The organism is Pseudomonas sp. GD03875 (assembly GCF_029840585.1).
Classification (GTDB): domain Bacteria; phylum Pseudomonadota; class Gammaproteobacteria; order Pseudomonadales; family Pseudomonadaceae; genus Aquipseudomonas; species Aquipseudomonas paralcaligenes.
The window spans coordinates 14,200-40,560 of record NZ_JAOCCV010000038.1; the positions used below are offsets into that span (position 1 = coordinate 14,200).

Here is a 26,361-nt window from a genome sequence, read left to right on the forward strand (position 1 = left end):
GCAACAGGCTTTCCGTCATGCAGGTGTGCTCCATGCACCGGCCTGACGCCCTCCTTTCCCCACCTGCGCGTCATCGGCTGAGCATCGCCGCGCGCGCCCTGCTCGCGATCGCCGGCGGCTACCTGTTCGCGGCGCTCTGCGCGGCAAGCCTTGCCCTGGCGCTACCGCTACCTCGCCCACAGGCGGTGCTGGCCGCCACCCAACTGTCGTTCGCGCTGTACTGCGCCCTGGTGATCTGGGCGTTCTCCGCCCCCAGCGCATTACGCGCCTGGCTGATGGCCGGCGCGCTTTGCGCGATACCGGCGCTGCACCTGCTGCTACGAGGAGCGACGCCATGAAGCCCATGGGCTTTCGCCAGGCCAATGCCTGGCTGCATACCTGGACCGGCCTGCTCCTGGCCTGGCTGCTCTACGCCGTGTTCCTCACCGGCACCCTGAGTTTCTTCCAGGAGGAAATCAGCTTCTGGATGAAGCCCGAGCAGCATGCGTCCAGGCCGGACGACACGAGCGCCCGCCATGCCCTGGATACGCTCGCACGGGTAGCACCCAATGCCGTGCAGTGGAGCGTGAGCCTGCCCGGCGAGCGCAACGCCGCGATGCAGGTACAGTGGTTCGAGCAGGGCGAACGCATCGGCAAGGGCGGCGGCACGCGGCTGGTCCTGGATGCGGCGACCGGAGAGCCGCTGCAGGTGCGCGAGACCCGCGGCGGGAGCTTCCTCTATCGCTTCCACTTCGAGCTTTACGGCCTGCCCCGCGAGCTCGCCCGCTGGATCGTCGGCGTGGCCACCATGTTCATGCTGGTCGCCATCGTCAGCGGCGTGATCACGCACAAGAAGATCTTCAAGGACTTCTTCACCTTCCGCCCGCGCAAGGGGCAACGCTCCTGGCTGGATGCGCACAACGCCACGGCGGTCCTGGCACTGCCCTTCCACTTCATGATCACCTACAGCGGCCTGCTGCTGTTGATGTTCATGCTCATGCCGTGGGGAGTGGAAAGTGCCTACCGTGGCGACCGCCAGGCGTTCTTCAACGAGGCCGGTGGCCGCGGCGGGGAACGCGGCGGGGCGAACGAGCGTAGCCGCGCTCCCGCCGAGGCCGCGCCGATGGCAGACATCGCCGCCCTTCTAGCCCGGGCGGAACGCGACTGGCCCCGAGGGGCCGCCAGCATCCAGGTGACCGCCCCCGGCACCAGCCGCGCAGTGGTCGAGATTCGCCAGCGCGGAGGCGACAGCCTGCTCGAGCGCGGCAACGGCGAACGGGTGCGCTTCAATGGCGTGACCGGCGAGCCGTTGCCGAGCCCTCCACCAGCCACGATCAACGCCGCCAGCGCCACGTACAACGTGTTCACCGGCCTGCACCTGATCCGGTTCGCGAGTCCGCCGCTGCGCTGGTTCTTCTTCCTCAGCGGCCTGCTCGGCACAGCGATGATCGCTACCGGCCTGGTGCTCTGGGTGGTCAAGCGCCTGCCGGAGCGACGCAAGCTCGGGCATACCCCGAAGGGCCATCGCCTAGTGGAGGTGCTCAATATCGGCACCGTGGCTGGCCTGCCCCTGGCCATCGCGGCCTACTTCTGGGCCAATCGCCTGCTGCCGGCGGGGCTGGAGCAACGCGCCGACTGGGAAATACGCAGCTTCTTCCTCATCTGGGCGCTGAGCCTGCTGCACCCGCTGTTGCGTACCCACAAGCGCGCCTGGATCGAGCAACTGCTGTTCGCCGCCATCCTGTTCGCCGGCCTGCCCTTGTTCGGCTTGACCTTGCCACACAGTGGCCTGCTAGCAACCGTGGCCGACGGCCACTGGCTGGTGGCCGGGATGGACCTGACCCTGCTGGCCGTGGCGGCACTGCTGGCCTACGCCGCCGTGGGTGTCGCGCGGCACCAGCCCATCCAGGGCAGGCAACGCCAGCCTCGGCCGGCTCGGTCGGGCCAGGAGATCGCGACATGATCGAACTCTGTCTGGCCCTCTGCTTTAGCGGCTTCGGGGCACTCTGCCTGGCCATCGATCGCCACTACGAACAGGTTCTGGGCAACAAGACGACGACGGCCAGACGCACGCTGCTGCGCCTGCTCGGCTGGTCGCTGCTGGCCTGCGCCATCGCCCCCGCCACCACTCGCCTCGGCCCCACGATCGGCCTGGCACTCTGGGCATCGGCCCTCACCCTGGCGGCCGCCGCCCAGATGCTGCTGCTCAGCTATCGGCCTCGCCTCATCGTCCCCCTGAGCATCGCAGCGCCACCGCTGGCGCTGTCGCTTTTCCTGCTCGGATAGGGCCCAGCCATCTATGATCCTGGGTGCTCATTCGGCTCGCGGTGACAGGCCGTATCAGCGGTACAGGTGGCGGCGGGTCAGGGGCAGCTCGCAGGTGCCGTCCGCCCGGCCGCGGGCCAGGATCTGGTAGATACCGATGCCGCCGGACTCGAATTCCAGGGTGCTGGCGGCCATGTACAGCCGCCAGGCCCGGTAGGTCGACTCGTCGACATGACGCAGGGCCTCGTCGTGGTGGCTCTCCAGGCGCGCGATCCACTGCCGCAGGGTGAGCGCGTAATGGCTGCGCAGCGCCTCGACGTCGACGATCTCGAACCCCGCGGCCTCCATGGCCCGCTGGATGTTGCCGATGGTGTCGAGCTGCCCGTCGGGAAAGATGTAGCGGTTGATGAAGCGGGTCCCGGCGCTGGTCCGCCAGCCCTCGGTGGCGTTGGTGATCCCGTGGTTGAGGAACAGGCCGCCGGGCTTGAGCAAGCGCCGGACGGTGGCGAAGTACAGCGGCAGGCGGCGCAGCCCGACGTGCTCGAACATGCCGACGCTGGCGATCTTGTCGTAGCCCTCCTCGCCCTCCAGTTCGCGGTAGTCGCGCAGCTCCACCGTCACCCGGCCTTCCAGGCCGGCTCGGGCGATCCGCTCGCGGGCTACTTCCAGCTGGTTGCGGCTTAGGCTGATGCCGTGGGCGTGCACGCCATGGTGCTGCGCCGCATGGATGACCAGCGCGCCCCAGCCGCAGCCGACATCGAGCAGGCGCTCGCCGGGGCGCAGCAGCAGCTTGCGGCAGATGTGTTCGAGCTTGGCCTGCTGCGCCTGCTCCAGGCTCGCGTCGGGTCGTTCGAAGTAGGCGCAGGAATACACCATGGCCGGGTCCAGCCAGAGACCGTAGAAGTCGTTGGAAAGGTCGTAGTGGAAGGCGATGGCCTCGCGGTTCTCCCGCGGGGTGTGGCGCCTCACGCGCTGGCGATAGCCGGGCGCGGCGTCTGGACCACCCGCGCGGGGCAGCATCAGCGTATGCAGGACGATCCGCAGGCGCTGGTGCCAGGCCGGGCGGAAATCCTGCAGACGGTCCTTGAGTGCGATCGCGGCGAACAGATCACCTTCGATATCGAGGTCGTCGCGCAGGTACGCCTCGGCCAGCCGCAGCGGATCGCCACCGAGCATCAACGCCCGCAGCGCCGCGGGCGTGCGGCAGACCAGGGAGAAACGGGGGGCCTGGGAAGGAGCGCTGCGCAGCTCGGTGCCATCCCACAGGCGCATGGCGAAATCGCCGCCACTCCCCCGCAGCAAGTGCTGCAACAGGGTGACGAACGACGGGCTGGGGCTGGCAGCCTGGGTATGGTTCAGCTTGAGTGGCTTCATGCTGTTTTCCCCGGACGGACGCCTCGCGGCCCCGGGGCCGGCCTCGCGAAGCCCTCCGGAACCGCGCCGAGCGCCTTGGCGATCGGTCTGTCGACGGATACCCGATCCTAGCGCGTGGGCCGCGGAAACGGATATCGCCTGACGAGCGCTATGATCGGCGAATCCGCGTCGGGTTCGGGACCGCTCGGGTAGCCGCAGCGTGCCGCCTATACCCGTCCCGGTCCGACATGGGTGCTGAGCAGCTCAACCCATTGGGGTTCGGCCGGTATGGCGCGGGCAGGAACGATGTGGAACATGTGGCTCGTGACATACAGCAGGTAGATGCCATTCCCGCCCTTCCACCTATGGATGTCGCTCCACTGCAACCGGCTTTCGCCAGAGTCGCTCTTGAAACTCACGCCATCCTGGGTGGCGTCCACCGCTATCTCGTTGCGAATGGCGCGGTTTTCCCTGAATTGCTTCCGGGCGTTGAACGGTATCGTCAGGTAGAGCACCGCGAAATAGCCCAGCGCGCCACAAGCGACGGCAGCCAGGGCTAGATAGACATGACCCGCAACGGCACCGGCCGCAATGATCGCGAGGCCCAGGGCAATCAGAGCTGCAAGGACTTTTCTTGTCCCCTTTCCATGTAGCTGCATGGCCTTGACGACCTCTTTTTCATCGAGCGTGTAGCAGAACTTCATCGATGCCTCGCAATACATGAATGTCAATCGGCACCCCAGACATGCCACCGATATGGCTGTTAATGAGCAGGGCTATTACCAACAGCCAGTACAGCGAATATCCAGAGGCCGAGCACTGCAAGAAAGTTGACCGTGAACACGACACCCCGGAGCCGGACATTGCGGGTGAATATCTGCACGGCACTGTGCATGACCCGCCCCGCGACAAATACCCAGGCCAGAGCCAGAGCAGCGAGGCTCGACGACTGGAACTGGATAAGCAGCAGGCACGCGACATGAAAGAACAGCGGCCACTCGAACTGGTTGGACAGGTTGGCGCCGATGCGCGGTTCGACGGCCGCCCATGGGTTGCTACCATCGGCACGGCGACCGATTCCCCATATGGCGGGCGCTCGTGCGGCAGTGAGCAGCGCATAGAGAAATGCGGCGAGCGCGACGTGCGCAGCCATGGGAATGATCAGGGCATGTGGCATGAAGTCCCGCACCTCAAGTTTCTGTATCCGGAAGCCTGGCGCCCACGATCACAGATGTTGGAATCGGCATTTTAATCCCCTGCCAAAGACCGGCACATGTCGATCCCCTCACAGAAACACCCTCGATAATTGACTGCGGCCAGGCTGCGCGCTGATATCGCCCCGCTCCGGCAAAGACAGTTTTATCGAAAGGGGAATGATGGTGAAAAACCCTAAAGGCTCATGCTTGCCCGCATTACTGAAGTCGATGGGTCTGATCCTGGCCGTTTCTGTATTGAGTGCCTGCGCAACCACGCAGAAAACGGATTTAGAAGACTACATCGGCCTGTACGAAGTGGCAGAACCCAAGTGTCATGCCGTGGAGCAATCAACCGATCCATGCGAAGGCATTCTCTTCTTCGAGCTTGTGAAGGGTCGGTTCATGGGGATCGGCGACACCGATCTGGCATATGTTTTCTGGAGTGGTGATCCGGCAATCGATCCGGAACTGCAATATTCGGCCTTTCTTATCGGGCACGCACACTCCGCCAAGATCGAGGAGGGTGAATTCCGGCTGAACGATGAAGAGGGCGCAGAAGAGAAACTCCACTTTGCGAACGGCAAGCTGGCCGCTTACTCAGCCCAATACGCCTCCGGAAGATCCGTTCAATACGCATTGAAGCCTGTCTCGCGTGGTGCTCTAGCGCATGTGCGCTTGAACTACCCGGGGAATGAATAAGACGGGTGAGTGAGGACGCTCCTCACTAGTACTCGGTCGACTCCAGGCGCTCGGCCTTGCCGCGAACGCCTGTTTCGTCTCTGAGCCGGATCGACCCACGCCGCACTTTCCCCGCTCTGCGATCAGCCCCGCCGCAATCACCCTCCACGCTCGAAACAAGAACTTGAGCATTCGGTTAGATGTGTCCCTTCCATGAACAGGCCCCACGGGCTCTAGGCCGGCAGATCCATCCGGCCGAAAAGGCGCGCTTGGACCATTTTGTTACAAACAAGTTCCCTGTAAATGATTCGTAAATGTCGATCGAGAGTGAATCTCAACTACTATCGCGCCCTGTCTCAATCAGGAGTGATTCTCGTGAGCAACTACGATAATAAGCGTGCAGCCCTTCCACAGCGTCGCCTGCTGGCCTCGGCCATCGGCCTTGCCCTGGCGTCGGAATTCGCCATGGCGCAGGAGCAGGCGGTGGAATTGGGCGACATCACCATCCACGGGCAGCAGGACCGGGGCTACAAGGTCGACAAGGCGTCCTCGCCGAAGCAGACCGCGCCCCTGCTGAACACTCCGCAGACGATCAACGTGATCCCCGAGCGCCTGTACCGCGAGCAGGGCGCGCGCAACCTGACCGACGTGCTGCGCAACACGCCCGGGATCAGCTTCGAGGCCGGCGAGAACGGCTTCTCCACCAACTCCAACAACTTCAGCCTGCGCGGCTTCGATACCAGCGGCAACATCTTCGTCGACGGTTCCCGCGACTCCGGCAGCTACAGCCGTGACGTGTTCAACATCGAGCAGGTGGAAGTGGTCAAGGGCCCGGCGGCCGACAACGGCCGCGGCGGCGCCGGCGGCTACATCAACATGGCGACCAAGACCCCGGGGCTGAGCGAGTTCATCAACGGCGGCGTCAGCTACGGCTTCGACGACTACGATTCCGAGGCCCGCAAGCGCACCACCCTGGACACCAACCAGGTGCTCAACGACAGTACCGCCGTGCGCCTCAACCTGATGCTGGAAGACAGCGGCGTGGCCGGTCGCGAGCATGCCGAGGAGAACAGCTGGGGCATCGCGCCGTCGCTGGCGTTCGGCCTGGGCACCGAGACCCGCGCGATCTTCGCCTACGAGCATGTGGAGCAGAACGACCGTCCGGACTTCGGCGTGCCGGGCGCCATGGTGCACGGCATGAAGGGCAGCCAGCCCTACAGCTCGGCGACTTCCGGCGCCGACCGCGACAACTTCTACGGGCTGAAGTCGGACTACGACGACACCACCGTCGATTCCCTGCTGGCGCGCTTCGAGCACGACCTGTCCGACGGCGTCACCCTGAGCAACCAGACCCGCTGGGCGCGGGTCGACCGCCAGGCGCGCTTCACCGTGCCGACCGGCTTCACCGCTCCGCGCTCGGTCGCCACCCAGACCCAGTTCTACGACCGCACCAACACCAGCCTGACCAACCTGACCAACCTCTCCGCCACCTTCCACGCCGGCTCGGTCAAGCACACCCTGGCCACCGGCCTGGAGCTGACCCGCGAGGAGTCCGAGGCCAACCGCTACGGCACCCGCAACAGCACCACAGACCTGTTCGATCCGGTCTACGACCGCACCGGCGCGTTCAGCCCGGCGGCCACCCAGACCAACGACGTCAGGATCGACACCGCGGCGCTCTACGTCTACGACACGGTCGAGTTCAACGAGCAGTGGCAGATGACCGCAGGCATGCGCCTGGAGAACTACCGGGTACGCATCGACAGCGAGACCGCCGACGGCGCCCCGGCCGGCTCGATCGACGGCCACGACGACACCGAATTCACCGTCGGCGGCAAGGTCGGCCTGGTCTACAAGCCGGCGCAGAACGGCAGCATCTACGCCGCCGCGGGCGTCTCCACCACGCCGCCGGGCTCCTACCTGTCCGACTCGGACATCTCGCGCACCGGCGACAACGCCTTCCCCGGCTTCGTTGAGGGCGCCGACCCGGTCAAGATCGTCGGCTACGAGCTGGGCACCAAGTGGGACTTCTTCGACAACCGCCTGAGCACCACCGCCGCGCTGTTCTACAGCGAGAAGCGCGACGTGCCGATCACCGGCCGCGACGCGGGCGAGACCGCCGACAGCCTGAAGGGCCACGGCAAGCAGATCGTCAAGGGCCTGGAACTGGGCGCCACCGGCAGGATCACCGACGCCTGGGACGTGTACGGCGGCATCGTGTTCATGGACAGCGAGCGCAAGCACAGCGCCTACCTGGACGACGTGCGCCGCCGCGCCAACCCGGCCGACTACGACACCGCGCTGCGCACCAACGGCGACGAACTGGCCTTCTCGCCGAAGATGACCGCCAACCTGTGGACCACCTATCGCCTGCCGGTCGGCCTGACCCTGGGCGGCGGCCTGCAGCACAGCGACGCCTCCTACCTGGGCCGCCCGGACAACGCCAACCGCATCATCCCCAACGGTCGCTACGGCAAGCTGCCCAGCTACACCATCTTCAACGCCATGGCCTCCTACGCGGTCAACGAGAACCTCGACCTGCGCCTGAACGTCGAGAACATCACCGACGAGGAATACGCCAGCTCTTCCAACTGGAACGGCTCCCGCGTGTTCCTGGGCAACCCGCGTACCTACCTGCTCAGCGCCGACTTCCACTTCTGATCGGTCGAGCCAGGTAACCACGCCCCGGCCGCGCGAGCGGCCGGGGCGTTTTGCTTGGCCATGTCCCCGTTGGTTGTTGCATGCCTTGTGGGAGCGGATTCATCCGCGAAATTCGCGGCCAATCGGAATGCCGCCCAGCCGTTCCCACGTAACGGGGACATAGCCTCTTGCTTCACCACGGAAGCGCCACGGCGTCTGTCATAGTGCCGCCGGCCTCTCTAGAATCACCCGAGCCGCCTGCCCCGGAGACCTTCGCCCATGATGCTGGACATTCCCGATCTACTGACGCCCGAGCAGCTGCGACAGTGCCGCGCCGCCCTGGAGCGGGCCGACTGGCAGGACGGCCGGCAGACCGCCGGGCAGATGGCGGCCAGCGCCAAGGCCAATCAGCAACTGAGCCAGGACGACCCGCTGACCCAGCAGCTGGGCGACTTCATCCTCGCCCAGCTGGGGCAGAACCCGCGCTTCATCGCCACCGCGCTGCCACTCAAGGTGATGCCGCCGCGCTTCAACCGCTACGCGGACGGCGGCACCTACGGCAACCACATCGACAGCGCCATCTTCAGCGTGCCGGGCACCCCGCACCGGATTCGCGCCGACCTTTCCGCCACCCTGTTCTTCAGCGACCCGGACGAATACGACGGTGGCGAACTGGTGGTCGAGAGCAGCTTCGGCAGCCAGCGCGCCAAGCTGCCGGCCGGGCACCTGGCGCTCTACCCCAGCGGCAGCCTGCACCGGGTCGAGCCGGTCACCCGCGGCGCGCGCCTGGCCGCCTTCTTCTGGGTGCAGAGCCTGGTGCGCGAGGACAACCAGCGCGCCGTGCTGCTGGAGCTGGACGACAACATCCAGGCCCTGCGCCGGCAACTGCCGGACAGCCCCGAGCTGATCCGCCTGACCGGCGTCTACCACAACCTGCTGCGCCAGTGGTCGCACACCTGAGCGCACGCGGAGAGCCGACATGCCCCTGCCCAAGCTGCAACAGATCCCGCCGAGCATCGCCGCGGTGGCCGACTACGAGCCCTTCGCCCGCGAGCGCATGAGCGAGCAGGCCTGGGCCTACATCGCCGGCGGCGCGACCGACGAACTGACCCTGGCCGACAACCGCACCGCCTTCGAGCGCCTGCGCCTGCGCGGCCAGGTGCTGGCCGACCTGTCCGGCGGCAACACCCGCCTGCGCCTGTTCGGCCAGGACTTCGCCCACCCGATCTTCCTCGCCCCGGTGGCCTACCAGAAGCTGGCCCACCCCGATGGCGAGCTGGCCAGCGTAGTGGGCGCCTCGGCCTTCGGCGCCGGCATGGTGGTCAGCACCCAGGCCAGCGTCGAGCTGGAGGCGATCGCCGAACAGGCGCAGACGCCGCTGTGGTTCCAGCTCTATATCCAGGCCGACCGCGACTTCACCGCCGCCCTGGTGCGGCGCGTCGAGGCGGCCGGCTACCAGGCCCTGGTGCTGACCGTGGACGCGCCGGTCAGCGGTATGCGCAACCGCGAGCAGCGCGCCGGCTTCGCCCTGCCCGAGGGCATCGAGGCGGTCAACCTGCGCGGCATGCGACCGCTGCAGGGCGGCGCGCCGGCCGGCGGCGGCCTGCTGCTCGGCGGGCCGCTGCTGGCGGCGGCGCCGACCTGGGACGACCTGGCCTGGCTGCGCGGCCTGACCCGCCTGCCGATCCTGCTCAAGGGCATCACCAGCGGCCTCGATGCCGAGCGGGCGCTGGCGGCGGGCGCGGGCGGGCTGATCGTGTCCAACCACGGCGGGCGCACCCTCGACGGCCTGCCGGCGACCATCGACGCGCTGCCGGAAGTGGCCGCCGCGATCCAGGGACGGATACCGCTGCTGCTGGACGGCGGCATCCGCCGCGGCAGCGACGTGCTCAAGGCGCTGGCCCTGGGCGCCGACGCCGTGCTGGTGGGCCGGCCCTACGTGTTCGCCCTGGCCGCCGCCGGCGCCACGGGAGTGGCCCACGTGCTGCAGATCCTGCGCGCCGAGCTGGAAGTGGCCATGGCCCTGACCGGCTGCCGCGACCTGGCCGCCATCGGGCCGCAGGTGATCCGCTCACCCTCGCACTGAGGCCTTTCTCTCAATAAGCCGCGCCGACTGTGGCTGGCGGCCGAACTCCTGCTTTACTTTAGTGGCTATGTGCCTCTATTCGGGAGTCGGCGCGGTGAAGCTGCCAGTTCTGGGATGCTGCCTGTTGTTGCTGGCCAGCGGCGCCAATGCCGAGGGCGAGCGGCTGCGCTGGCTGATCAACGACTTCCCGCCGTTCACCGAGGTCGGCCCGGAATTGCCCGGGCAGGGCATCCACGACGACATGCTGCGCTACCTGCAGGCGCACCTGCCGCAGTACCAGCACCAGTTCGAGGTGGCCAGCTTCGCCCGCACCTACGCCCTGATGGAGCGTGGCGAGCCGGTCTGCCACCCCACCACCCTGAAGATGCCCGGCCGCGAACGCTCCATGCTGTTCAGCCGGCCGGTGGTGCTCCTCGCCTCGCAGCAGGTACTGGTGCGCCAGGATCGCCTGCCCCGCCTGCGGCCCTACCTGGACCCGCAGGGCCGGATCGACGTGCGCCGGCTGCTGCGCGACGACCAGTTGGTGACGGCGATCAGCGAGCGCCGTGGCTACTCCCCCGCCATCAGCGCGGCGCTGGAAGAGCTAGGGCCGCAGCCCCACGTGCTCAAGGCCGGGGTCAAGTTCAACGCGCCCTTCCAGCAGCTCACCGCCGGCTGGATCGACTACCTGTTCGCCTACCCGGTCGAACTCGGCTGGTATCGCCGCCAGCAACCGGACGGCCAGGACGTGGCCGTGCAGGGACTCACCCTCACCGAAGACCCGCCCTTCATGCTCGGCCACGTCGCCTGCGCGCGCGGCGCCTGGGGAGAACGGGTGATCCGCGACATCGACCAGCAGCTGCGGCTGGCCGGCCCGCGTCCGCCCTGGACAGACAAGGTGATCGAGTTCACCGCCCGCGAAGACCGAGAACACTATGAACGAGCCCTCCTCGAACAGCACCCCTTCGACGGGCGCTGAGGCGCCCCGGCGGTCCCTGGCCAGGCGGCTGCTCGCCTGGGTGCTGATCATCAGCGCGGCCAACGCCCTGCTGGCGATCTCGGTGCAGCTGTACCTCGACTACAAGCGCGACATGGCCGACCTCGAGGAGCACCTGAGCTTCGTCGGCCAGAGCCAGAGCCAGGGGCTGGCCGCGGCGGCCTGGAACTTCGACCGGCCGCTGGTGGAGGCGCAGTTGAGCGGGCTGACGGGCTCGCCCTGGGTGGCCGGCGCCGAGGTGCTCTACGGCCGCAACGAGGAAGTGCGGGTGGCGCTCGGGCAGCGCGTCGACGGCAGCCGGGACGTGATGACCTACCCACTGGCATTCGACGTCGGCCCGCGCACCGTGCAGCTCGGCCACCTGCGGGTGCTGCCGGACATGGCGCTGATCTACCAGCGCACCCTCGACCGCGGATTGGTGGTCGCCCTCACCCAGGGCGTCAAGACCCTGGTGCTGTCGGTGGCGCTGCTGCTGCTCGTCCACCACCTGGTGAGCCGTCGCCTGACCCGCCTCAACACCCTGCTGCGCGCCTATCGCCCCGGCCCCAGCGCGCCCCTGCAACTGATGACGCCCGGCGAGCGCCAGGCCGGCGACGAGCTGAGCACCCTGGCCTCCACCCTGGAACAGGCCCAGGAGCGCCTCGAGGAATACCATCGCAAGGAAGTCGAGCTACGCGAGCAACTGGAGGACGAGGTGCAGCGGCGCACGCGCTTCCTCGACCAGGCGCTGCTCGAACAGCAGGCGATCTTCGACAACTCCCTGACCGGCATCGCCTTCATCCGCGACCGCACCATCCTGCGCTGCAACACCAGCTTCGAGCAGATGTTCGGCTACGCCAACCGCGAACTGACGGGGCGCTCCACCCGCCTGCTGTTCCCCAGCCAGCATGCCTTCGAGCAGGAAGCGACCTTTTTCATTCCGGTGCTGCTGTGCGGCGGCACCTACATCGGCGACGCGGAACTGGTGAAGAAGGACGGCAGCACCCGCTGGTTCACCATCCAGCTCAAGTCGATGGACGTGGACGACCCCAACCAGGGCGCGGTGCTGACCCTGCACGATATCACCGTGCGCCGCGACGCCGAGCGCACCCTGGAGCGCCTGGCCCGGCTCGACGGCCTGACCGGCATCGCCAACCGGCGGACCCTGGACGAAGCCCTGCTCACCGCCTGCCGCAAGGCCAGCCGGGACAAGAGCGCTCTCAGCCTGGCGCTGCTCGACGTGGACTTCTTCAAGCCGTTCAACGACCACTACGGCCACGCCGCCGGCGACGAGGCACTGGTGGCCGTGGCCCGGGCGCTGCAGGAGTCGACCCGGCGCCCCTACGATCTGGCGGCGCGCTACGGCGGCGAGGAGTTCGTGCTGTTGCTACCGGGCTGCGAGGACCCCGGCCCGCTGTTGGAGAAGCTGCGCCAGGCGGTGATCGGACTCAGCATCCCCCACAGCCGGTCGGAGACCAGCAAGGTACTGACCGTGAGCATCGGCGCCATCAGCATCTGCGGCAGCGACCGCTGCGACCCGTCCGAGTTGCTCAACCTCGCCGACGAGGAGCTCTACCGGGCCAAGCACCACGGCCGCAACCGGGTGGCCTGGCGCGCGCTGCAGCCGGTGGAGGGCTGATTGCCGCGACGCGCTGCGCGGTCAGTGCCAGCGGTACTCCAGGGCGAGCCCCGTCAGCCATTGCCGCCCCGGTGCCGGCTCGTAGTAGCGGCCGCCCGAGGCGTTGACGATCAGCGAGCCGACGTAGGCGCGGTCGCCCAGGTTGTCCAGCCGAACGAAGGGCTCCAACTCCAAGTCATGCAGGTTGTAGCGGTAGCTGGCGCGCCAGTTGAATGCCACGTAGCCGGGGGCCTCGGCGTTGTTCCTGTCGTCGGCGAAGCGGCGGCTCATGCCCTGCGCTTCCAGGGCGGTGGAAAAGCCGCTGTCCAGCGGGTTCCAGGCCAGCTCGGCGTAGCCGCTGTGGCGCGGCACGCCGGGCAGGTCGTTGCCCTCCAGGTCGCTGCCGTCGGCGCCCCGGTAGCTGTCGAAGCGCGCCTGCAGGTAGGTGTACGCCAGGTAGGCGCGAAAGCCCATGCCCAGCTCCTGCTCCAGCGCCAGCTCCAGGCCGCGCCGCTGGGAGCGGCCGGCGTTGGCGTAGGTGCTGCGATCGGTGCCCACCTGGCTCTCGCCGGGGACGATCTCGTTGCGCACCCGGCTCTCGAACAGCGCCAGGTCGGCCCGGCCCGAGGCGTGGCGCCATTTCATGCCGACCTCGGCGTTGCGCGACAGGCTCGGCTTCAGCCCCAGGTTGAGTCCGCTGCTCTGCGGGCGGTAGGCCAGTTCCTGGAAGGTCGGCGTCTCGAAGCCCTGGCCGAGCGCGGCGTACAGGCTCAGCTCCGGCGTCCAGCGCCAGCTCAGGCCCAGCGCGGGGTTGCTGCGCCGGTAACGGACCGAGCCGCTGTCGTCGCGACCGTCGGCGAGGAAGTCGTCCTCGGAATCGAAGTGGATGCGGCTGTGGCGCAGGCCGGCGGTCAGGCTCCAGTCCTCCGCCAGCTGCCAGGTGCTGATCAGGTAGGCCTCCTGGCTGTCGACCGCGTTGAACTCGTCGCGCTTCAGCTGGCCCTTGTGCCCGCGCTGGTTGACGAAGCCGCGGCGGCGCTCGCCCTGGTAGTCGTAGACCAGGCCGGCGGCCAGCTCCACGGGCAGGCCGAAGGCCTGCGTCTCCCGGGTCCAGCCCAGCTCGCCGCCGCCGAAGTCGCGCTCCAGCTCCACCACGCCGCCGGCGGCGAAGGCATCGGCGCCGGAGAAGGCCTGGTACTGCTGCACGTAGCGCTGGCCGCCGTAGGCCATCACCGTGAGCTTGTCGCTGTCGTTCAACTGCCGCTGGTAGTTCATGCCGAGCTGGTCGTGGCGCACACTCTTGCGCGTGTCGAAGGTGCTGGAAACGGGCACCGCCTGGCGCGGGTCGTCGCGCCACTGGGCGTCGGTCAGGCCGAGCGGGTCCTGGGTCTGCGGCTGGTCCAGGTGGTTGAACAGCAGGGTCAGGCTGGAGTCCGCATCGATCTCCCAGCCCAGGCGCAGGTTGCCGCTGTCGCGGCGGGTCTCGCTGTGGTCGCGGTAGCCGTCGGTTTCCAGGCGGGCGATGTTGGCGCTGATGTCCAGCGCGTCGTAGCGCTGCCCGTAGCGCAGGCGCGAGCGCCACAGCCCGTCGCTGCCCACGGCGCTGCGGCTGTTCAGGGTCGGCTCGGCCGCCGGGCTGGCGCTGAAGCCCTGGATGATGCCGCCGGAGGCATTGCCGTAGAGGCTGCTGAGCGGGCCGCGCAGCACGTCGAGGCGGTCCAGCCCGTCGAGGTCGAACAGCGCCGGCTGGCCCTGGCCGTCGGGCATGGTCAGCGGGATGCCGTCCTGCACCAGGCGCACGCCGCGCACGCCGAAGCCGGCCCGGGCACCGAAGCCGCGGGAGGATATCTGCAGGTCCTGGGCGTAGTTCTGCCGGTTCAGCGCGAGCAGGCCGGGCACCCGCTGCAGCGGCTCCGACAGATTGGCGCCGAGGCTCTGCGGCTGCAGCTCGGCGCCGACCAGGGTGGTGCGGGCCAGTGGCTGGCGCAGGTCCTCGCTGTCGCTGGAGCTGCCGAGGATCACCTGGCTGGGCAGGCTCAGCACCGTGTCGGCGGCCTCGGCCGGCAGACAGCCCAGGCCGAATATCAGGCCGAGCAGTGGAGTCGTTCTTGTCATGGTTGCGGTACCCCTACGAGCGCGGGCCTATGCCACCACATCGGGGCGCCCGGGACCACTGGTCGAAGGTACTGTTTTACCGGGTCTTAGGGTCTGTACGAAAAGTCGTCGAGCGAAGGTCAGGCGAATCCGTTTTTAACGAAGCATCACCGAGCGCAGGCCCTTTTCGTACAGCGCCTAGGGCCAGGCGCGCCTGAGCACCAGCCCGAGCCAGATGCCGAGCAGGCAGAACAGGCCGAACAGCCAGCCCGACAGCGCCCCGGCCATCACCCCGGACAGCAGCGTGCCGACGGTGCAGCCCAGCGCCAGCATGCTGCCCAGGCCGAGCAGCACGCCGCCCGCCAGGTTGCGCAGCAGCTCGTTGGCGGTCGGGCGACGGGGCTGGAAGTCCCCGGCCGCCAGCGCGCTGGCCCAGGACGCCGCCACCAGGCCGAGGATGAACAGGCCGTTGTTCGACAGCAGGGCCTGCTTGACCACCGTGGCGCAGCCGGCGAAGCCGTCCAGCCCCTCCATGCGCGCCGGCAGCAGGCCGAGGCCATCGGCGGCGGTGCGTGCCAGGCTGCCCAGCTCCGCCGTGACGCCGAGGGGCGCCACCCGCAGGTAGGCCAGCGTGCCCAGGAAGCCGATCAGCACGCCGCCCACCCAGGTCGGCCAGCGCTGGCCGAACAGCAGCTGGCGCAGGCCGCGTATCGCCGGCCGCGCCGGCTCCGGCGGCTGGCGGTGGCGCAGCAGCCAGACGGCCAGGCCGCCGAGCGCCGCCAGCTGCAGCAGCAGGGAAACCCCGTAGCCCTGCCAGGCGGGCAGCCAGACCACGGGGGCGGACTGGATGCTCGCCAGGTACAGCGGATTCCAGGCCATGAAGCCGAGGGCGAAACCGATCAGCGCGCCGACCAGCGCCAGCAGCGAGGCGAACGCGCCCTCCCCCAGCCGGTAGAGATGGGCGCTGATGCAGGAACCGGAAATCGCCATGCCGATACCGAATAGGGTGGCGGCCAGCGCCAGCACCCAGCTCAGTGGCCCGACGTGGGCGTCCGGCGGCAGGCGCCCGCCCAGCGGATCGGGCAGGAAGGCGCCGAACACGGCGTGGTAGCCCAGGCTGCCGACGGCCAGCGCGGCGAGCACGCCGAGCAACCCGTCCGGCCTGCGCTGTTCGAGGAAGTCGCGGGTAACGCAGAAGAAGCAGAAACGCGAGCGCTGCAGCAGCAGGCCGAACAGCGCGCCGCCCAGCAGAGACAGGCCCAGCGCCTGGCTCTCGCTGTCCGGTCCGGACAGCCGCCAGACACCCGCCAGCAGGAGTGCCAGTACGGCCAGCGATACCGCCAGGGCGAGAGGCGCGGGCGAAGGCGCGGAGGTGGTGGACATGGGGGAGTTCCGGCAGGAAATAGAGGGTGCGATGACAGGCTGATCAGGTCAGGAACATTTGGTGCGCGCGGCGCACCCTACGGTGGGTGTCCGGGGACGCCCACCCGGGCGTGGTTACTTGCCGCCCCAGACGGTGCCGGCCACGTTGACCACCGGCACTCCGACGGCGTTGCCGTACTCGGTCCAGGAGCCGTCGTAGTTGCGCACGTCGTAGCCGAGGATCTTCTTCAGCGCGAACCAGGTGTGGCTGGAGCGCTCGCCGATGCGGCAGTAGGTGATGATCGGCTTGCTGCCGTCGATGCCCACCGCGCCGTAGACCTTCTTCAACTCCTCGGCGGACTTGAAGGTGCCGTCGGCGGCCACCGCCTGGCCCCAGGGCACGTTGACCGCGCCCGGCACGTGGCCGGCACGCACGGCCAACTCCTGCACGCCCTGGGGCGCGAAGACCTTGCCGCCGTATTCGTCGGCCGAGCGGATGTCCACCAGCTGCACATCGCTGCGCTTCTCCGCCGCCGCCAGCACGTCCGGCAGGAAGGCACGCAGTTCCTTGTTCGCCGCCTTCACCACCACGTCACCCGCCGCGGGCGTCTTCACCCGGTTGTCCAGCGGGCGCTTCTCGGCCTCCCACTTGACCCGGCCGCCGTCCAGCAGCTTGACGTTCTCCACGCCGTACACGTCGAACACCCAGGCGCCCCAGGCGGCGAACCAGTTGTTGTTGTCGCCGTACAGCACCGTGGTGGTGTCCGCGGAGACGCCCGCCTTGCGCAGCAGCGCCTGGAAGTTCTCCTGGCTGGCGATGTCGCGGCGCACCGGGTCGACCAGGTCGCTGTGCCAGGCGAAATTCACCGCGCCGGGAATGTGCCCGCGCTCGTAGACGCCGGGCACCACGCTGACCTCGATCACCCGCACCTTCGGGTCGTCGAGGTGCTTCTCCAGCCAGTCGGTGGTGACCAGCACATCGCTCGCGGCGGCGCTCGCGGCGGCCTGCCACAACGCGCCCAGCGCCAGCACGCCGGCGCCGATCAGGGTTTTCAGCTTCATTGCAAAGTCCCTCGTAGAAATGGATCGAACAAGGCGCTCCGCCTTGCGTCGTCGGTGTCGTGCGAACCCTTCAGGCGTGCCAGGTCATCTGGCGGGCGGCCGGTCCAGGCCGCGACGCGAGCGCGGCCGAGAGGACTCGAAGCGTGTGGGCATGGCAGACCTCGTGAGCCCGTGTCGGCCATCATGGCGGGCCGGATCACGGGCGGCTTCAGGGTTGAACGGAGAGTCCGGTGATCCGGTGAAGGCAAAGCTAGGAGATATAAAAAAACCAGTTCCAATAATCTTTAGGAACTAGCTTATGAACGCCGGATAGGGTTCATTTCCCGCCCGGCGCCACGCTGGGGAGGATTCGTGCCCGAGCCGCACGGCCGCTGAAGCCGGCCCCTGAGCGTTCATCCGGCGCCGCCAGCCAGAGGGCCCCCGCCGCACACATGGAGAAACAAATGAGCGCAACGCTGAGACCGGCCACCGAGGCCGACATCGACACCCTGTTCGACATCCGCACCAGCGTCACCCAGAACCACCTCTCGATGGAGCAGCTGGCCGAGCTGGGCATCACCGCCGCCGCCCTGGCGGAGGCCGTGCGCAGCGGCCCCTGCGCCTGGATCGCGGAGCTGGACGGCGTGGCCGCGGGCTTCGCCATGGTCGATGCCGAGGCCGGGGAAGTGTTCGCCCTGTTCGTCCGCCCGCCGTTCGAGGGTCACGGCCTCGGCCGCCTGCTGATGGACGAGGCGGAGCGGGCACTGTTCCAGCACCACGACCGCATCTGGTTGGTCACCGACGGCCATGAGCACATCCGCGCCAACGGCTTCTACCTGCGCCAGGGCTGGACGTTCGCCTGCCGGGTGGACGAACGCGACGTGCGCTACGAGAAGACGCGCCCGCTCCCGCGATGATGCGGACGCAGCGGTCCGGCAAAATTCGAATGCGAGAGATTCTTGTTTACTGCTAGCATGCGCGCGCTTTGATTCGGGGGCACGGGATGGTGGCGGACGCGGACAAGAAGGAGCTGGATGAGCTGTTCATCGACCAGCGTACGGTCCTCGTGCGCATGCTCGCCCGGGTGGTCGGCTGCGCCAGCCTGGCCGAGGACCTGGCCCAGGAAGCCTACCTCAAGGTCGCCCAGGCGCTGCCCGGCCGGGAAATCCGGCACTTGCGCGCCTTCCTCTACCAGACCGCCCAGCACCTGGCCTTCGACCACCTGCGCAGCCAGCGCAGCAGGCGCCGCTACGAATGCCCGCCGGACGACACCGCGCAGGTCGCCGCGGTGCCCACGCCCCTGCCGGGGCCGGAATCCCACGCCCTCGGCCAGCAGCAGTGGCAGCGCCTGCAGCAGGTGCTGGTCGGCCTGCCGCAGCGGCAGCAGCGTATACTCCTGCTCCACCGCCTGCATGGGCTGACCCAGGGCGAAATCGCCAAGCGACTGGATGTATCTCTGAGCACCGTGGAAAAGGATCTTCGTCTTGCCCTGGCAGCCTGCCTCAAGGGAACCGACTGGGGGCGCAGCGATGGCTGAACACGACGCCCGCGCCGAAGAAGAGGCCCTGGACTGGTTCACCCGCAGCCTGGACAGCCCCCTGCCAACGCCTGAGCAACAACGCTTCGAGGCCTGGCTGGCGGCCAGCCCCGCGCACGCCCGCGCCTACGAGCGGGTGGCCGGCCTGTGGGGCTCCAGCGACTTCGAACGGGCGCTGCAGGCCCTGGAACTCGACCTGCCGGCGGCCCGCCCCCCCCGCCGCAGCCGCTGGCCGGCGCTGGCCAGCGCCGCCGTGGTGCTGCTCGCCCTCGGCGGCTGGCTGGGCGACCTGCCGCTGCGCTGGCAGGCCGACCACCTGACCGGCGCGGGCGAGCGCCAGCGCATCACCCTGGCCGACGGCTCGCACGTGCTGCTGGGCGCCGACAGCGCCATCAGCGCCCGCATCGACGACGGCCAGCGCAGCATTCGCCTGCTGCGTGGCGATCTCTACGTCGAGGCCTTCCACGACAGCCGGCGGCCCCTGCGCATCCAGGCCGAGCGGGCGCGGGTGGAAGTGGTCGGCACGCGCTTCGGCGTCAGCCTGCGCGACGAGGATGTCACCGTGGCCGTGGACGAGGGCCGGGTGCTGCTCAGCGGCGCGGGCCACGACACCAGCCTGCTGGCCGCCGGCAACTGGCAGCGCCTGCATGACGGCCGCCTCGACGCCAAGCACGCCGAGGGCGGTGCCGAACGCAACGGCTGGGTCGAGGGCCGGCTGATCTTCCAGGACCGGCCGCTGGCCGAGGTGCTGGACGAACTGCGGCGCCAGCGCAGGGCGCCCGTCCTGCTGCTGGGCGACGTCGGCCGGCGCCAGGTGAGCGGCAACTACCGGCTGGACGACCCCGACGGGGTGATCGCCGCCCTGGCACGCATCTGCGGCGCCGACCTGACCCGCCTGCCGGGCGGGGTACTGATCCTCCGCTGAACGGAGCTGCAACGCGGTCGCGAAAAAGTTTTACGGGTTCGCTCCGGCCAACCCGTCAAGGCGTTCGCAGTTGCATATCATTCCCAGCCCAGAGGCTCCCATGCAGGTATTCGCTCTCAGAACCGTCTTCGGCTGCAGTGCGCTGGCGCTCGCCGTCAGCCTCGGCAGCGGCCAGTCCGTCGCCGCGCCAGCCGCCACCGAAACCGCCACCCGACACGACGCCGTGCAGCGCTTCGACATCGCGCCGCAGGCGCTGGCCAGCGCCCTCAATCAGTTCAGCGCGCAGACCGGCTGGGAAGTCGGCTATGCCGCCGAGCTGGCCCGGGGCGTGCAGTCGCAGGGCGTGCAGGGCGAGTTCCAGCCGGCGCAGGCGGCGGCCCAGCTGCTCGCCGGCACCGGCCTCGGCTTCGATTTCAGCGGGCCGCGCGCCCTCATCCTCAAGCGCCTGCCCGACGAACCGGGCGCGCTGGAGCTGTCCACCACCAGCGTGACCGGCACCGCCTCGCTCGGTGGCCTGACCGAGCACACCGGCTCCTACACCACCGGCGCCGTGACCGTGGGCGGCAAGGCGCCACACAGCCTGCGCGAGACACCCCAGTCGGTCTCGGTGATCACCCGCCAGCGCATGGAAGACCAGGGCCTGACCAGCCTGGCCCAGGTGCTCGACCAGACCACCGGCATCACCCTGGTCGGCGGCAACGACGCCAACACCATGATCCTCTCCCGCGGCTTCAACCTCACCAACATCCAGGTCGACGGCGGCGCACCGGCCTACCGCGAGCAGACCTACGACACCCTGGCCGACACCACCGCCTACGACCACATCCAGGTGCTGCGCGGCTCCGACGGCCTGTTCGGCGGTACCGGCGAGCCCGCCGGCGCGATCAACCTGGTGCGCAAGCGCGCCCTGGCGGAGACGCAGCTGAAGTTCGCCACCTCGGCCGGCAGCTGGGACAACTACCGCACCGAGGTCGACGTCACCGGCCCGCTGGGCTTCGACGGCGCACTGCGCGGCCGGCTGGCCGCCTCGCACGAGGACAAGCGCTATTTCTACGACGGCGCTGACAGCGAGAAGCACGTGCTGTACGGCGTGCTGGAGGCGGACCTGACACCGGACACCCAGGTCAGCGTGGGCGGCACCCATGAATGGCGCGACATGGATGGCTACTGGGAAAACGGTCTGCCGCGCTTCACCACCGGCGATCCGCTGGGCCTGTCGCGCAGCACCAAGCTCTCGGCGGACTGGTCCAGCAACAACTACAGGAAGACCGAGGCGTTCCTGAAGGCCGACCATCGCCTCGGTGACGACTGGAAGATCAACGCCAGCTTCACCCGGGGTCGTTACGACACCGAACAGGACCTCGGGCAGATCGAGCAACCGATCAATCCCGATGACCTCGCCGGCACCAACTTCCAGCGCTTCATCCGCGGCTACACCAACGACCAGGACCTGTTCGACGCCAACCTGCAGGGCACCTTCGCGGCATTCGGCCGGAGCCACGAACTGCTGTTCGGCGTGGACTACTCCGATATCAAGCGCAGCTATTCCGATCACAGCGACTGGGAGTCGGCGGTGCCCGTCGACATCTTCACCACCGACATCGGCGCGCTGCCGAAGCCGGCCAGGCCGCCGCTGTACTACGAGAACCCCGACTGGAACATCCGCAAGAGCGGCGCGTACTCGACCCTGCGCCTGCACCTCGCCGACCCGCTGAAGCTGATCGTCGGCGCACGCTACTCGGACTTCGCCAACACGGTGAGCGTACTGGTGCCGGCGTTCGGCACCGATCGCAAGAACGGCGGGCGCGAAAGCGGCATCCTCACGCCCTATGGCGGCATCGTCTACGAGCTGAATCCGGCCTGGTCGCTGTACACGAGCTACGCGCAGATCTACAAACCCCAGACCGAATTCCTGGATCGCGCCTTCGCGCCCCTGGAGGCCATCACCGGCGACACCTACGAGGTGGGCGCCAAGGGCGAACTGTTCGGCGGCCGTCTGAACCTGTCTTCGGCGCTCTACTACACCCAGCAGGAGAACAACGCGATCCAGCTGTACTACGAGGGTTCCTCGTCGAACAACTGCTGCTACGTCGCGGGCGGGGAAATCGTCAGCAAGGGCCTGGACACCGAGATTTCCGGCGAGCTGGCACCGGGCTGGCAGCTCACCGCCGGCTACACCTTCAACATCAACGAACAGCGCAAGGTCGGCGACGACACGGCGGTCGGCAAGCCGATCAGCACGCAGACGCCCAAGCACCTGTTCAAGTTCTTCACCACCTACCAGCTGCCGGGCGGGCTGGACGACTGGAAGCTGGGGCTGGGCGCCACGATCCAGAGCCGCAACTACGTCAGCGGCAATGTCCAGCGTCGCCTCGGCGACGGTTCGCTGAGCCCCAGCACCAACAGCTACGACTACACCCAGCCCGGCTACGCGGTGTGGAACGCGCTGGTCGAGTACCGCATCGACGAGCACTGGACGGCGGCGCTGAACGGCAACAACCTGCTGGACAAGACCTACTACCAGACGGTCAACAGCAGCGCCAGGGGCAACTGGTACGGGGCGCCGCGCAACTACATGCTCACCTTGCGCGGCAGCTTCTGAACCCTGTCGCGGCCTCGTGTACCGGTCGTGCGGTGCGCGCGGCGCACCCTGCGGATCAGGCGGGGTTGGCACGCGGGCGCATGGCGGCGAACAGCGGCCGGTAGTCCGTGCGCGACTCCAGGGCGGCGACGAACGCCAGCGCGGCGTCCTGGGCGGGGCGGTCGATGTGCGCCGCCGCCATGCGCCGGAACTTGCGCTCGAAGTCCTCGTCGCCCATGGGCCTCAGCAGCGAGCCGGGGCCGTCGATCACCTCGCTGGCGAGTTCTTCGCCATCGGCCAGCGTCACCCTGACCCGGTTCGCCAGGTGCCCGGGGAACAACCGGGTCAGCGCCGGGTCCTCGGCCACGGTGGTGATGTCCATCAGGGCGATGGCACGCGGGTCGGCGATGCGCTCGGCGCTGTAGGAATCGAGGGTGATATCGCCGTCCAGCAGGGCGCGGGCCACGTTGTAGGGCAGGCTGTGGTCGGCCGTCTCGCGGGTCGCGGGCCGCCACTTCTCGGCGTCGGCCAGCACCCGGCGGTTGAACTCCGAGGTCTCGATGCGGATCGCGGCGATGGCATCGAGGTCGGCGATCCGCCCGCGCAGGTCGATGGCCGCCCACACCGCGGTGTGCAGTTCGCCGTTGGTGGGGAAGGTCTTGGTCAGCGAGCGGAGGATGGCGAAGTCGCCGTTCTGCCGGTTGCCGAACGCTTCCACGTCCAGCTCGAACGTGCCCGTCACCTGCCTGAAGAAGCCCATATCCCCTTCGAACACCGGCGCCGGCCCGGTCATGCCGTGGCGCGCCAGGCTGGCGGCGAACAGGGCGTTGCGCGCGGCATTGGCCGCCGAGCAGCCCTTCCAGTCGGACAGGGTGCCCGAGCGCACCTGGCGCAACGCCAGGTGCGCGCCGAGGGCGATGTTGATCGCCTGCTCGGTGCGCGCCTCGTCCAGCTGCATCAGACGCGAGGCGGCGACGGCCATCGCCACGTTGATGTAGTTGACGTGGTCCCAGCCGCGCTTGTTCAGGCTGGCGGCATCCTGCAGGCGCATCTGGACCTCGTAGGCGACGACGATGGCGGTGACCAGCTCGGCGCCGCTCGCGCCTTCCGCTTCCGCCAGCGCCAGGCAGGCGGGAATGCTGTCGCTCGGGTGGCCGGGCTCGCGTCCCATGTAGCCGTCGTTGTAGTCCAGGTAGCGGACCATGGCGCCGTTGGCGAAGGCGGCCAGTTCCGGCGAGGTGCGCAGATCGGTGCCGAACACCGTGGACGCCGGCTGCGGCGCCTGCGCGGCCACGGCGATGGCCGCCTCCACCGGGCGCGCGCCGTAGGCACCGAGGATGCAGGCCAGGCTGTCGACGAAGCGCCGGCGCACGCAGGCGACCACCGGCTCGGGCAGGTCGGCGAAGGAAAGGCCGCAGGCGTAGCGGGCGATGCGCCGCGCGAGTGTCGCTTCGGGCATGGGGAGTCTCCGTCGTTGCGGCTCAGGCGAGCCAGGGATTGGCGTGCAGGTGCGCAGCCTCGAAGGCGCGGATCTGCTCGGTGCGCTGCAGGGTGCTGCCGATGGCGTCCAGGCCCAGCAGCAGGGCCTGCTTGCGCAGCGGGTCGATGTCGAAGGGCACGCTCGTGCCGTCGCTCAGGTGTATCCGCTGGGCCTGCAGGTCGACGCTGATCGCGGCGCCGGCCGGATCGCTCGCGGCGCGGCCGACGCGCTGCAGCTCGGCCTCCGCCAGCTGGATCAGCAACACGCCGTTGCGCTGGCAGTTGTCGAAGAAGATGCCGGCGAAGCTGGTGCCGATCAGCGCGCGAAAACCCAGCTGCTTGAGGCCCCACACCGCGTGCTCGCGGCTGGAGCCGCAGCCGAAGTTGGGCCCCACCACCAGGAAGCAGGCCCGGTCCCAGGGTGCCTGGTTGAGGACGAACCCGGGGTTCGGCGCGCCGTCCGCGAGGAAGCGCAGGTCGAAGAACAGGCCGCGGTCCAGGCCGCTGCGGTCGATGCCCTTGAGGAACTGCTTGGGCATGATCACGTCGGTGTCGACGTTGGCCGCGAGCAGGGGCGCGGCGATGCCGCTGACGGTGGTGAACGGCTGCATCTCAGGCCTCCGGGAGCAGGTGACGGACGTCGACAAGGTGGCCGCTGACGGCGGCGGCGGCGACCATGGCGGGGCTCATCAGGTGGGTGCGCGCGCCGGCGCCCTGGCGGCCTTCGAAGTTGCGGTTGGTGCTGGAGGCGCAGCGGTCGCCGGGGGCCAGCACGTCGTCGTTCATCGCCAGGCACATGGAGCAGCCGGACTGCCGCCACTCGAAGCCGGCCTCGCGGAACACCCGGGCCAGGCCCTCGGCCTCGGCCTGTTCGCGCACCTGGGTGGAGCCGGGCACGATCATCGCGCGCACGTGCGCGGCCACCCGGCGCCCGCGCACCACCCGCGCCGCGTCGCGCAGGTCCTCGATGCGCGCGTTGGTGCAGGAGCCGATGAAGGCGTGGCTGATGCGGATGTCGGCCAGCCGCTCTCCGGGCTCCAGGCCCATGTAGCGCAGGGCGCGCTGCAGGTCCTGGCGGCGTATTAGGTCGGCCTCCCCCGCCGGGTCCGGCACCCGGCCGCCGATGGGCGCGGCCTGGTCGGGGCTGGTGCCCCAGGTCACCATCGGCTCCAGCTCGGCGGCGTCCAGCTCCACCTCGACCTCGTAGCGGGCGCCCGGGTCGCTGCGCAGTTCGCACCAGCGCTCGACGGCGCGTTCCCACAATGCGCCGCGCGGCGCCCGGGGCTTGTCCTTGAGGTAGGCGAAGACCTTGTCGTCCGGCGCCATGAAGGCGCCCCGGGCGCCGGCCTCGACCGCCATGTTGCAGATGGTCATGCGCGCCTCGACGCTCAGCGCGTCGATGGTCGGACCGCAGAACTCGATGGCGTAGCCGGTGGCGCCGGCGGCGCCGATGCGGCGGATCAGCGCCATGATGATGTCCTTGGAGACGAGCCCCGGGCCTAGCTCGCCGCGCACCGTCACGCGCATGCCGCGCAGCTTCTTGTAGACCAGGGTCTGGGTGGCCAGCAGGTGCTCGATCTCCGAGGTGCCGATGCCGAAGCCGAAGGCGCCCAGCGCGCCGTAGGTGGTGGTGTGGCTGTCGCCGGCGGCCACCACCATGCCCGGCAGGATGAAGCCCTGCTCGGGCGCCACCACGTGCTCGATGCCCTGGCGCCGGTCCAGCACGCCGAAAAGCTCCAGGCCGAAGTCGTGGCAGTTCTGCTCGAAGTAGGCGACCTGGCGCGCGCCGCCGGCATCGGGCATGGCGGCGATGCGCTCGGGCGCGGTGGGGTTGACGTGGTCGACCACGCACAGCGTGGCGGCGGGCCGCCACACCTGGCGCCCGGCCTCGCGCAGGCCGCTGAAGGCCTGCGGGCTGGTGTACTCGTTGGCCACCTGGCGGTCGATGTAGAGCAGCACGTGGCCGTGGTCGTCCAGGGTGCAGACGGTGTGGGCGTCGATGTGCTTCTCGTAGAGGGTTCTGAGGCGGGTCATGGTGGTTCTCGCGCTTGGGTGGGGCGTCTACGGTAGGGGCGGTCCCTCACCCCAGCCCTCTCCCAGAGGGAGAGGGGGCTTGATCTAGGTTGGAGTCGAGCACCGAGCCCCATCGATACCTCGGACCGACTCCCTCTCCCCTTGGGAGAGGGCTGGGGTGAGGGAGCGCCCCCATCGTTGTCAGCCATGTGGCCATCGCGAGATCAGAGCCGTGGCACAGGCGCTCAGGCGCCCGCGCGGGCCAGCTCCTCGGTCAGCACGTAGCCCCACTGCGCGCCATGCATGTCGCGGTCGGCCACCGAGCCCTGGACCACCGGGCGCGGCAGGCTGATCTTGATCACGTTGAGCGGCGCCACGTGGAAGATGCGCACCTGCTCCGGGTCGCTGCGGAACATCGTGGCCATGGCCGGCCCGCTCAGGTGCGGGTCGGCGCACAGGTTGCGGAAGGTCTCGGCGTCGGCGCAGAAGATGTCGAAGGTCAGCCAGAACGGGCCGGCGCTTTTCGAACGGATTTCGTAACCCTGGGAATGGATCATGG

At 68.8% G+C, this 26,361-nt stretch carries 23 protein-coding genes; 13 read left to right on the top strand and 10 right to left on the bottom strand.

Features of this window, described 5'->3' with window-relative positions; all coding sequences use genetic code 11:
• The first annotated feature begins 32 nt into the window (after window positions 1-32).
• Genes N5D30_RS22980 through N5D30_RS22990 form a run of 3 tightly spaced genes read left to right on the top strand, consistent with a single transcriptional unit; the run spans window position 33 to window position 2,265 of the window.
• Complete coding sequence (locus tag N5D30_RS22980) at window positions 33-338, top strand: hypothetical protein (RefSeq protein ID WP_279910845.1); 306 nt, start codon at window positions 33-35, stop codon at window positions 336-338.
• The gene (locus tag N5D30_RS22985) at window positions 335-1,942 is read left to right on the top strand and encodes a PepSY-associated TM helix domain-containing protein (RefSeq protein WP_279910846.1); all 1,608 of its coding nucleotides are present in this window, start codon (window positions 335-337) and stop codon (window positions 1,940-1,942) included. The genes N5D30_RS22980 and N5D30_RS22985 overlap by 4 nt, the downstream gene beginning before the upstream one ends.
• A complete protein-coding gene (locus N5D30_RS22990) occupies window positions 1,939-2,265 on the top strand; it encodes a DUF3325 domain-containing protein (RefSeq protein ID WP_279910847.1) in 327 nt (108 codons plus the stop codon). The genes N5D30_RS22985 and N5D30_RS22990 overlap by 4 nt, the downstream gene beginning before the upstream one ends.
• Before the next feature lie 54 nt (window positions 2,266-2,319).
• On the opposite strand, the gene N5D30_RS22995 is transcribed toward N5D30_RS22990, so the two are convergent.
• From N5D30_RS22995 to N5D30_RS23005, 3 genes are all read right to left on the bottom strand, one after another.
• Entirely contained in the window at window positions 2,320-3,618 is a 1,299-nt protein-coding gene (locus tag N5D30_RS22995) for a cyclopropane-fatty-acyl-phospholipid synthase (protein ID WP_279910848.1), read from the bottom strand.
• A 206-nt stretch (window positions 3,619-3,824) separates the two neighbouring features.
• A complete protein-coding gene (locus N5D30_RS23000; protein ID WP_279910850.1) occupies window positions 3,825-4,301 on the bottom strand; it encodes a YcxB family protein in 477 nt (158 codons plus the stop codon).
• A gap of 59 nt (window positions 4,302-4,360) precedes the next feature.
• Window positions 4,361-4,774, bottom strand: a complete 414-nt coding sequence (locus tag N5D30_RS23005) for an MAPEG family protein (protein WP_279910851.1) — start codon at window positions 4,772-4,774, stop codon at window positions 4,361-4,363.
• A gap of 196 nt (window positions 4,775-4,970) precedes the next feature.
• Between N5D30_RS23005 and N5D30_RS23010 the strand changes: the two genes are divergently transcribed.
• From N5D30_RS23010 to N5D30_RS23035, 6 genes are all read left to right on the top strand, one after another.
• Window positions 4,971-5,492 (top strand): hypothetical protein, encoded by a 522-nt coding sequence (locus tag N5D30_RS23010; protein ID WP_279910852.1) that lies wholly within the window; start codon window positions 4,971-4,973, stop codon window positions 5,490-5,492.
• Between the two features lie 354 nt (window positions 5,493-5,846).
• Window positions 5,847-8,132, top strand: coding sequence for a TonB-dependent siderophore receptor (locus N5D30_RS23015; protein WP_279910853.1), 2,286 nt, complete (start codon window positions 5,847-5,849; stop codon window positions 8,130-8,132).
• Between the two features lie 258 nt (window positions 8,133-8,390).
• A complete protein-coding gene (locus N5D30_RS23020) occupies window positions 8,391-9,071 on the top strand; it encodes a Fe2+-dependent dioxygenase (RefSeq protein ID WP_279910855.1) in 681 nt (226 codons plus the stop codon).
• 19 nt (window positions 9,072-9,090) lie between these two features.
• A complete protein-coding gene (locus N5D30_RS23025; protein ID WP_279910857.1) occupies window positions 9,091-10,197 on the top strand; it encodes an alpha-hydroxy acid oxidase in 1,107 nt (368 codons plus the stop codon).
• A 94-nt stretch (window positions 10,198-10,291) separates the two neighbouring features.
• Window positions 10,292-11,155, top strand: a complete 864-nt coding sequence (locus tag N5D30_RS23030) for a hypothetical protein (protein WP_220811145.1) — start codon at window positions 10,292-10,294, stop codon at window positions 11,153-11,155.
• Window positions 11,112-12,791: a diguanylate cyclase gene (locus tag N5D30_RS23035; RefSeq protein WP_279910858.1), complete on the top strand. Its 1,680-nt coding sequence runs from the start codon at window positions 11,112-11,114 to the stop codon at window positions 12,789-12,791. The genes N5D30_RS23030 and N5D30_RS23035 overlap by 44 nt, the downstream gene beginning before the upstream one ends.
• Before the next feature lie 21 nt (window positions 12,792-12,812).
• Here the strand turns inward: N5D30_RS23035 and N5D30_RS23040 are convergent, their stop codons facing one another.
• The 3 genes from N5D30_RS23040 to N5D30_RS23050 all read right to left on the bottom strand — a co-directional run bounded on the left by N5D30_RS23040 (window position 12,813) and on the right by N5D30_RS23050 (window position 17,288).
• Window positions 12,813-14,885 carry a TonB-dependent receptor gene (locus N5D30_RS23040; RefSeq protein ID WP_279910860.1) on the bottom strand — a complete coding sequence of 691 codons (2,073 nt, stop codon included), beginning with the start codon at window positions 14,883-14,885 and terminating at the stop codon, window positions 12,813-12,815.
• A 177-nt stretch (window positions 14,886-15,062) separates the two neighbouring features.
• The gene (locus N5D30_RS23045; RefSeq protein ID WP_279910861.1) at window positions 15,063-16,247 is read right to left on the bottom strand and encodes a YeeE/YedE family protein; all 1,185 of its coding nucleotides are present in this window, start codon (window positions 16,245-16,247) and stop codon (window positions 15,063-15,065) included.
• Between the two features lie 114 nt (window positions 16,248-16,361).
• Window positions 16,362-17,288, bottom strand: a complete 927-nt coding sequence (locus N5D30_RS23050; RefSeq protein ID WP_279910862.1) for a sulfurtransferase — start codon at window positions 17,286-17,288, stop codon at window positions 16,362-16,364.
• A gap of 443 nt (window positions 17,289-17,731) precedes the next feature.
• On the opposite strand from N5D30_RS23050, the gene N5D30_RS23055 reads away from it, so the two are divergent.
• The 4 genes from N5D30_RS23055 (at window position 17,732) to N5D30_RS23070 (ending at window position 22,331) form a co-directional block, all read left to right on the top strand.
• On the top strand, window positions 17,732-18,184 hold the full coding sequence (locus N5D30_RS23055) for a GNAT family N-acetyltransferase (RefSeq protein WP_279910863.1): 453 nt from the start codon (window positions 17,732-17,734) through the stop codon (window positions 18,182-18,184).
• Between the two features lie 86 nt (window positions 18,185-18,270).
• Complete coding sequence (locus N5D30_RS23060) at window positions 18,271-18,804, top strand: RNA polymerase sigma factor (protein WP_279910864.1); 534 nt, start codon at window positions 18,271-18,273, stop codon at window positions 18,802-18,804.
• Window positions 18,797-19,729: a FecR domain-containing protein gene (locus N5D30_RS23065; RefSeq protein WP_279910865.1), complete on the top strand. Its 933-nt coding sequence runs from the start codon at window positions 18,797-18,799 to the stop codon at window positions 19,727-19,729. The genes N5D30_RS23060 and N5D30_RS23065 overlap by 8 nt, the downstream gene beginning before the upstream one ends.
• 100 nt (window positions 19,730-19,829) lie before the next feature.
• Window positions 19,830-22,331 (top strand): TonB-dependent siderophore receptor, encoded by a 2,502-nt coding sequence (locus N5D30_RS23070; RefSeq protein ID WP_279910866.1) that lies wholly within the window; start codon window positions 19,830-19,832, stop codon window positions 22,329-22,331.
• 55 nt (window positions 22,332-22,386) lie between these two features.
• Here the strand turns inward: N5D30_RS23070 and N5D30_RS23075 are convergent, their stop codons facing one another.
• From N5D30_RS23075 to N5D30_RS23090, 4 genes are all read right to left on the bottom strand, one after another.
• Window positions 22,387-23,769 carry an MmgE/PrpD family protein gene (locus tag N5D30_RS23075; protein ID WP_279910867.1) on the bottom strand — a complete coding sequence of 461 codons (1,383 nt, stop codon included), beginning with the start codon at window positions 23,767-23,769 and terminating at the stop codon, window positions 22,387-22,389.
• 22 nt (window positions 23,770-23,791) lie between these two features.
• Complete coding sequence (leuD, locus tag N5D30_RS23080) at window positions 23,792-24,400, bottom strand: 3-isopropylmalate dehydratase small subunit (RefSeq protein WP_279910868.1); 609 nt, start codon at window positions 24,398-24,400, stop codon at window positions 23,792-23,794.
• A 1-nt stretch (window position 24,401) separates the two neighbouring features.
• The gene (gene leuC, locus N5D30_RS23085) at window positions 24,402-25,823 is read right to left on the bottom strand and encodes a 3-isopropylmalate dehydratase large subunit (RefSeq protein WP_279910869.1); all 1,422 of its coding nucleotides are present in this window, start codon (window positions 25,821-25,823) and stop codon (window positions 24,402-24,404) included.
• Window positions 25,824-26,047: 224 nt separating this feature from the next.
• Window positions 26,048-26,359 carry a DUF4387 family protein gene (locus N5D30_RS23090; protein WP_279910870.1) on the bottom strand — a complete coding sequence of 104 codons (312 nt, stop codon included), beginning with the start codon at window positions 26,357-26,359 and terminating at the stop codon, window positions 26,048-26,050.
• Window positions 26,360-26,361: the final 2 nt, after the last annotated feature.

Coding starts and splice junctions, on each gene's coding strand:
- N5D30_RS22980 (WP_279910845.1), top strand. CDS start 33: ATGCACCGGCCTGACGCCCTCCTTTCCCCACCTGCGCGTCATCGGCTG.
- N5D30_RS22985 (WP_279910846.1), top strand. CDS start 335: ATGAAGCCCATGGGCTTTCGCCAGGCCAATGCCTGGCTGCATACCTGG.
- N5D30_RS22990 (WP_279910847.1), top strand. CDS start 1,939: ATGATCGAACTCTGTCTGGCCCTCTGCTTTAGCGGCTTCGGGGCACTC.
- N5D30_RS22995 (WP_279910848.1), bottom strand. CDS start 3,618: ATGAAGCCACTCAAGCTGAACCATACCCAGGCTGCCAGCCCCAGCCCG.
- N5D30_RS23000 (WP_279910850.1), bottom strand. CDS start 4,301: ATGAAGTTCTGCTACACGCTCGATGAAAAAGAGGTCGTCAAGGCCATG.
- N5D30_RS23005 (WP_279910851.1), bottom strand. CDS start 4,774: ATGCCACATGCCCTGATCATTCCCATGGCTGCGCACGTCGCGCTCGCC.
- N5D30_RS23010 (WP_279910852.1), top strand. CDS start 4,971: ATGATGGTGAAAAACCCTAAAGGCTCATGCTTGCCCGCATTACTGAAG.
- N5D30_RS23020 (WP_279910855.1), top strand. CDS start 8,391: ATGATGCTGGACATTCCCGATCTACTGACGCCCGAGCAGCTGCGACAG.
- N5D30_RS23025 (WP_279910857.1), top strand. CDS start 9,091: ATGCCCCTGCCCAAGCTGCAACAGATCCCGCCGAGCATCGCCGCGGTG.
- N5D30_RS23035 (WP_279910858.1), top strand. CDS start 11,112: ATGAACGAGCCCTCCTCGAACAGCACCCCTTCGACGGGCGCTGAGGCG.
- N5D30_RS23040 (WP_279910860.1), bottom strand. CDS start 14,885: ATGACAAGAACGACTCCACTGCTCGGCCTGATATTCGGCCTGGGCTGT.
- N5D30_RS23045 (WP_279910861.1), bottom strand. CDS start 16,247: ATGTCCACCACCTCCGCGCCTTCGCCCGCGCCTCTCGCCCTGGCGGTA.
- N5D30_RS23050 (WP_279910862.1), bottom strand. CDS start 17,288: ATGAAGCTGAAAACCCTGATCGGCGCCGGCGTGCTGGCGCTGGGCGCG.
- N5D30_RS23055 (WP_279910863.1), top strand. CDS start 17,732: ATGAGCGCAACGCTGAGACCGGCCACCGAGGCCGACATCGACACCCTG.
- N5D30_RS23060 (WP_279910864.1), top strand. CDS start 18,271: ATGGTGGCGGACGCGGACAAGAAGGAGCTGGATGAGCTGTTCATCGAC.
- N5D30_RS23065 (WP_279910865.1), top strand. CDS start 18,797: ATGGCTGAACACGACGCCCGCGCCGAAGAAGAGGCCCTGGACTGGTTC.
- N5D30_RS23070 (WP_279910866.1), top strand. CDS start 19,830: ATGCAGGTATTCGCTCTCAGAACCGTCTTCGGCTGCAGTGCGCTGGCG.
- N5D30_RS23075 (WP_279910867.1), bottom strand. CDS start 23,769: ATGCCCGAAGCGACACTCGCGCGGCGCATCGCCCGCTACGCCTGCGGC.
- leuD (WP_279910868.1), bottom strand. CDS start 24,400: ATGCAGCCGTTCACCACCGTCAGCGGCATCGCCGCGCCCCTGCTCGCG.
- leuC (WP_279910869.1), bottom strand. CDS start 25,823: ATGACCCGCCTCAGAACCCTCTACGAGAAGCACATCGACGCCCACACC.
- N5D30_RS23090 (WP_279910870.1), bottom strand. CDS start 26,359: ATGATCCATTCCCAGGGTTACGAAATCCGTTCGAAAAGCGCCGGCCCG.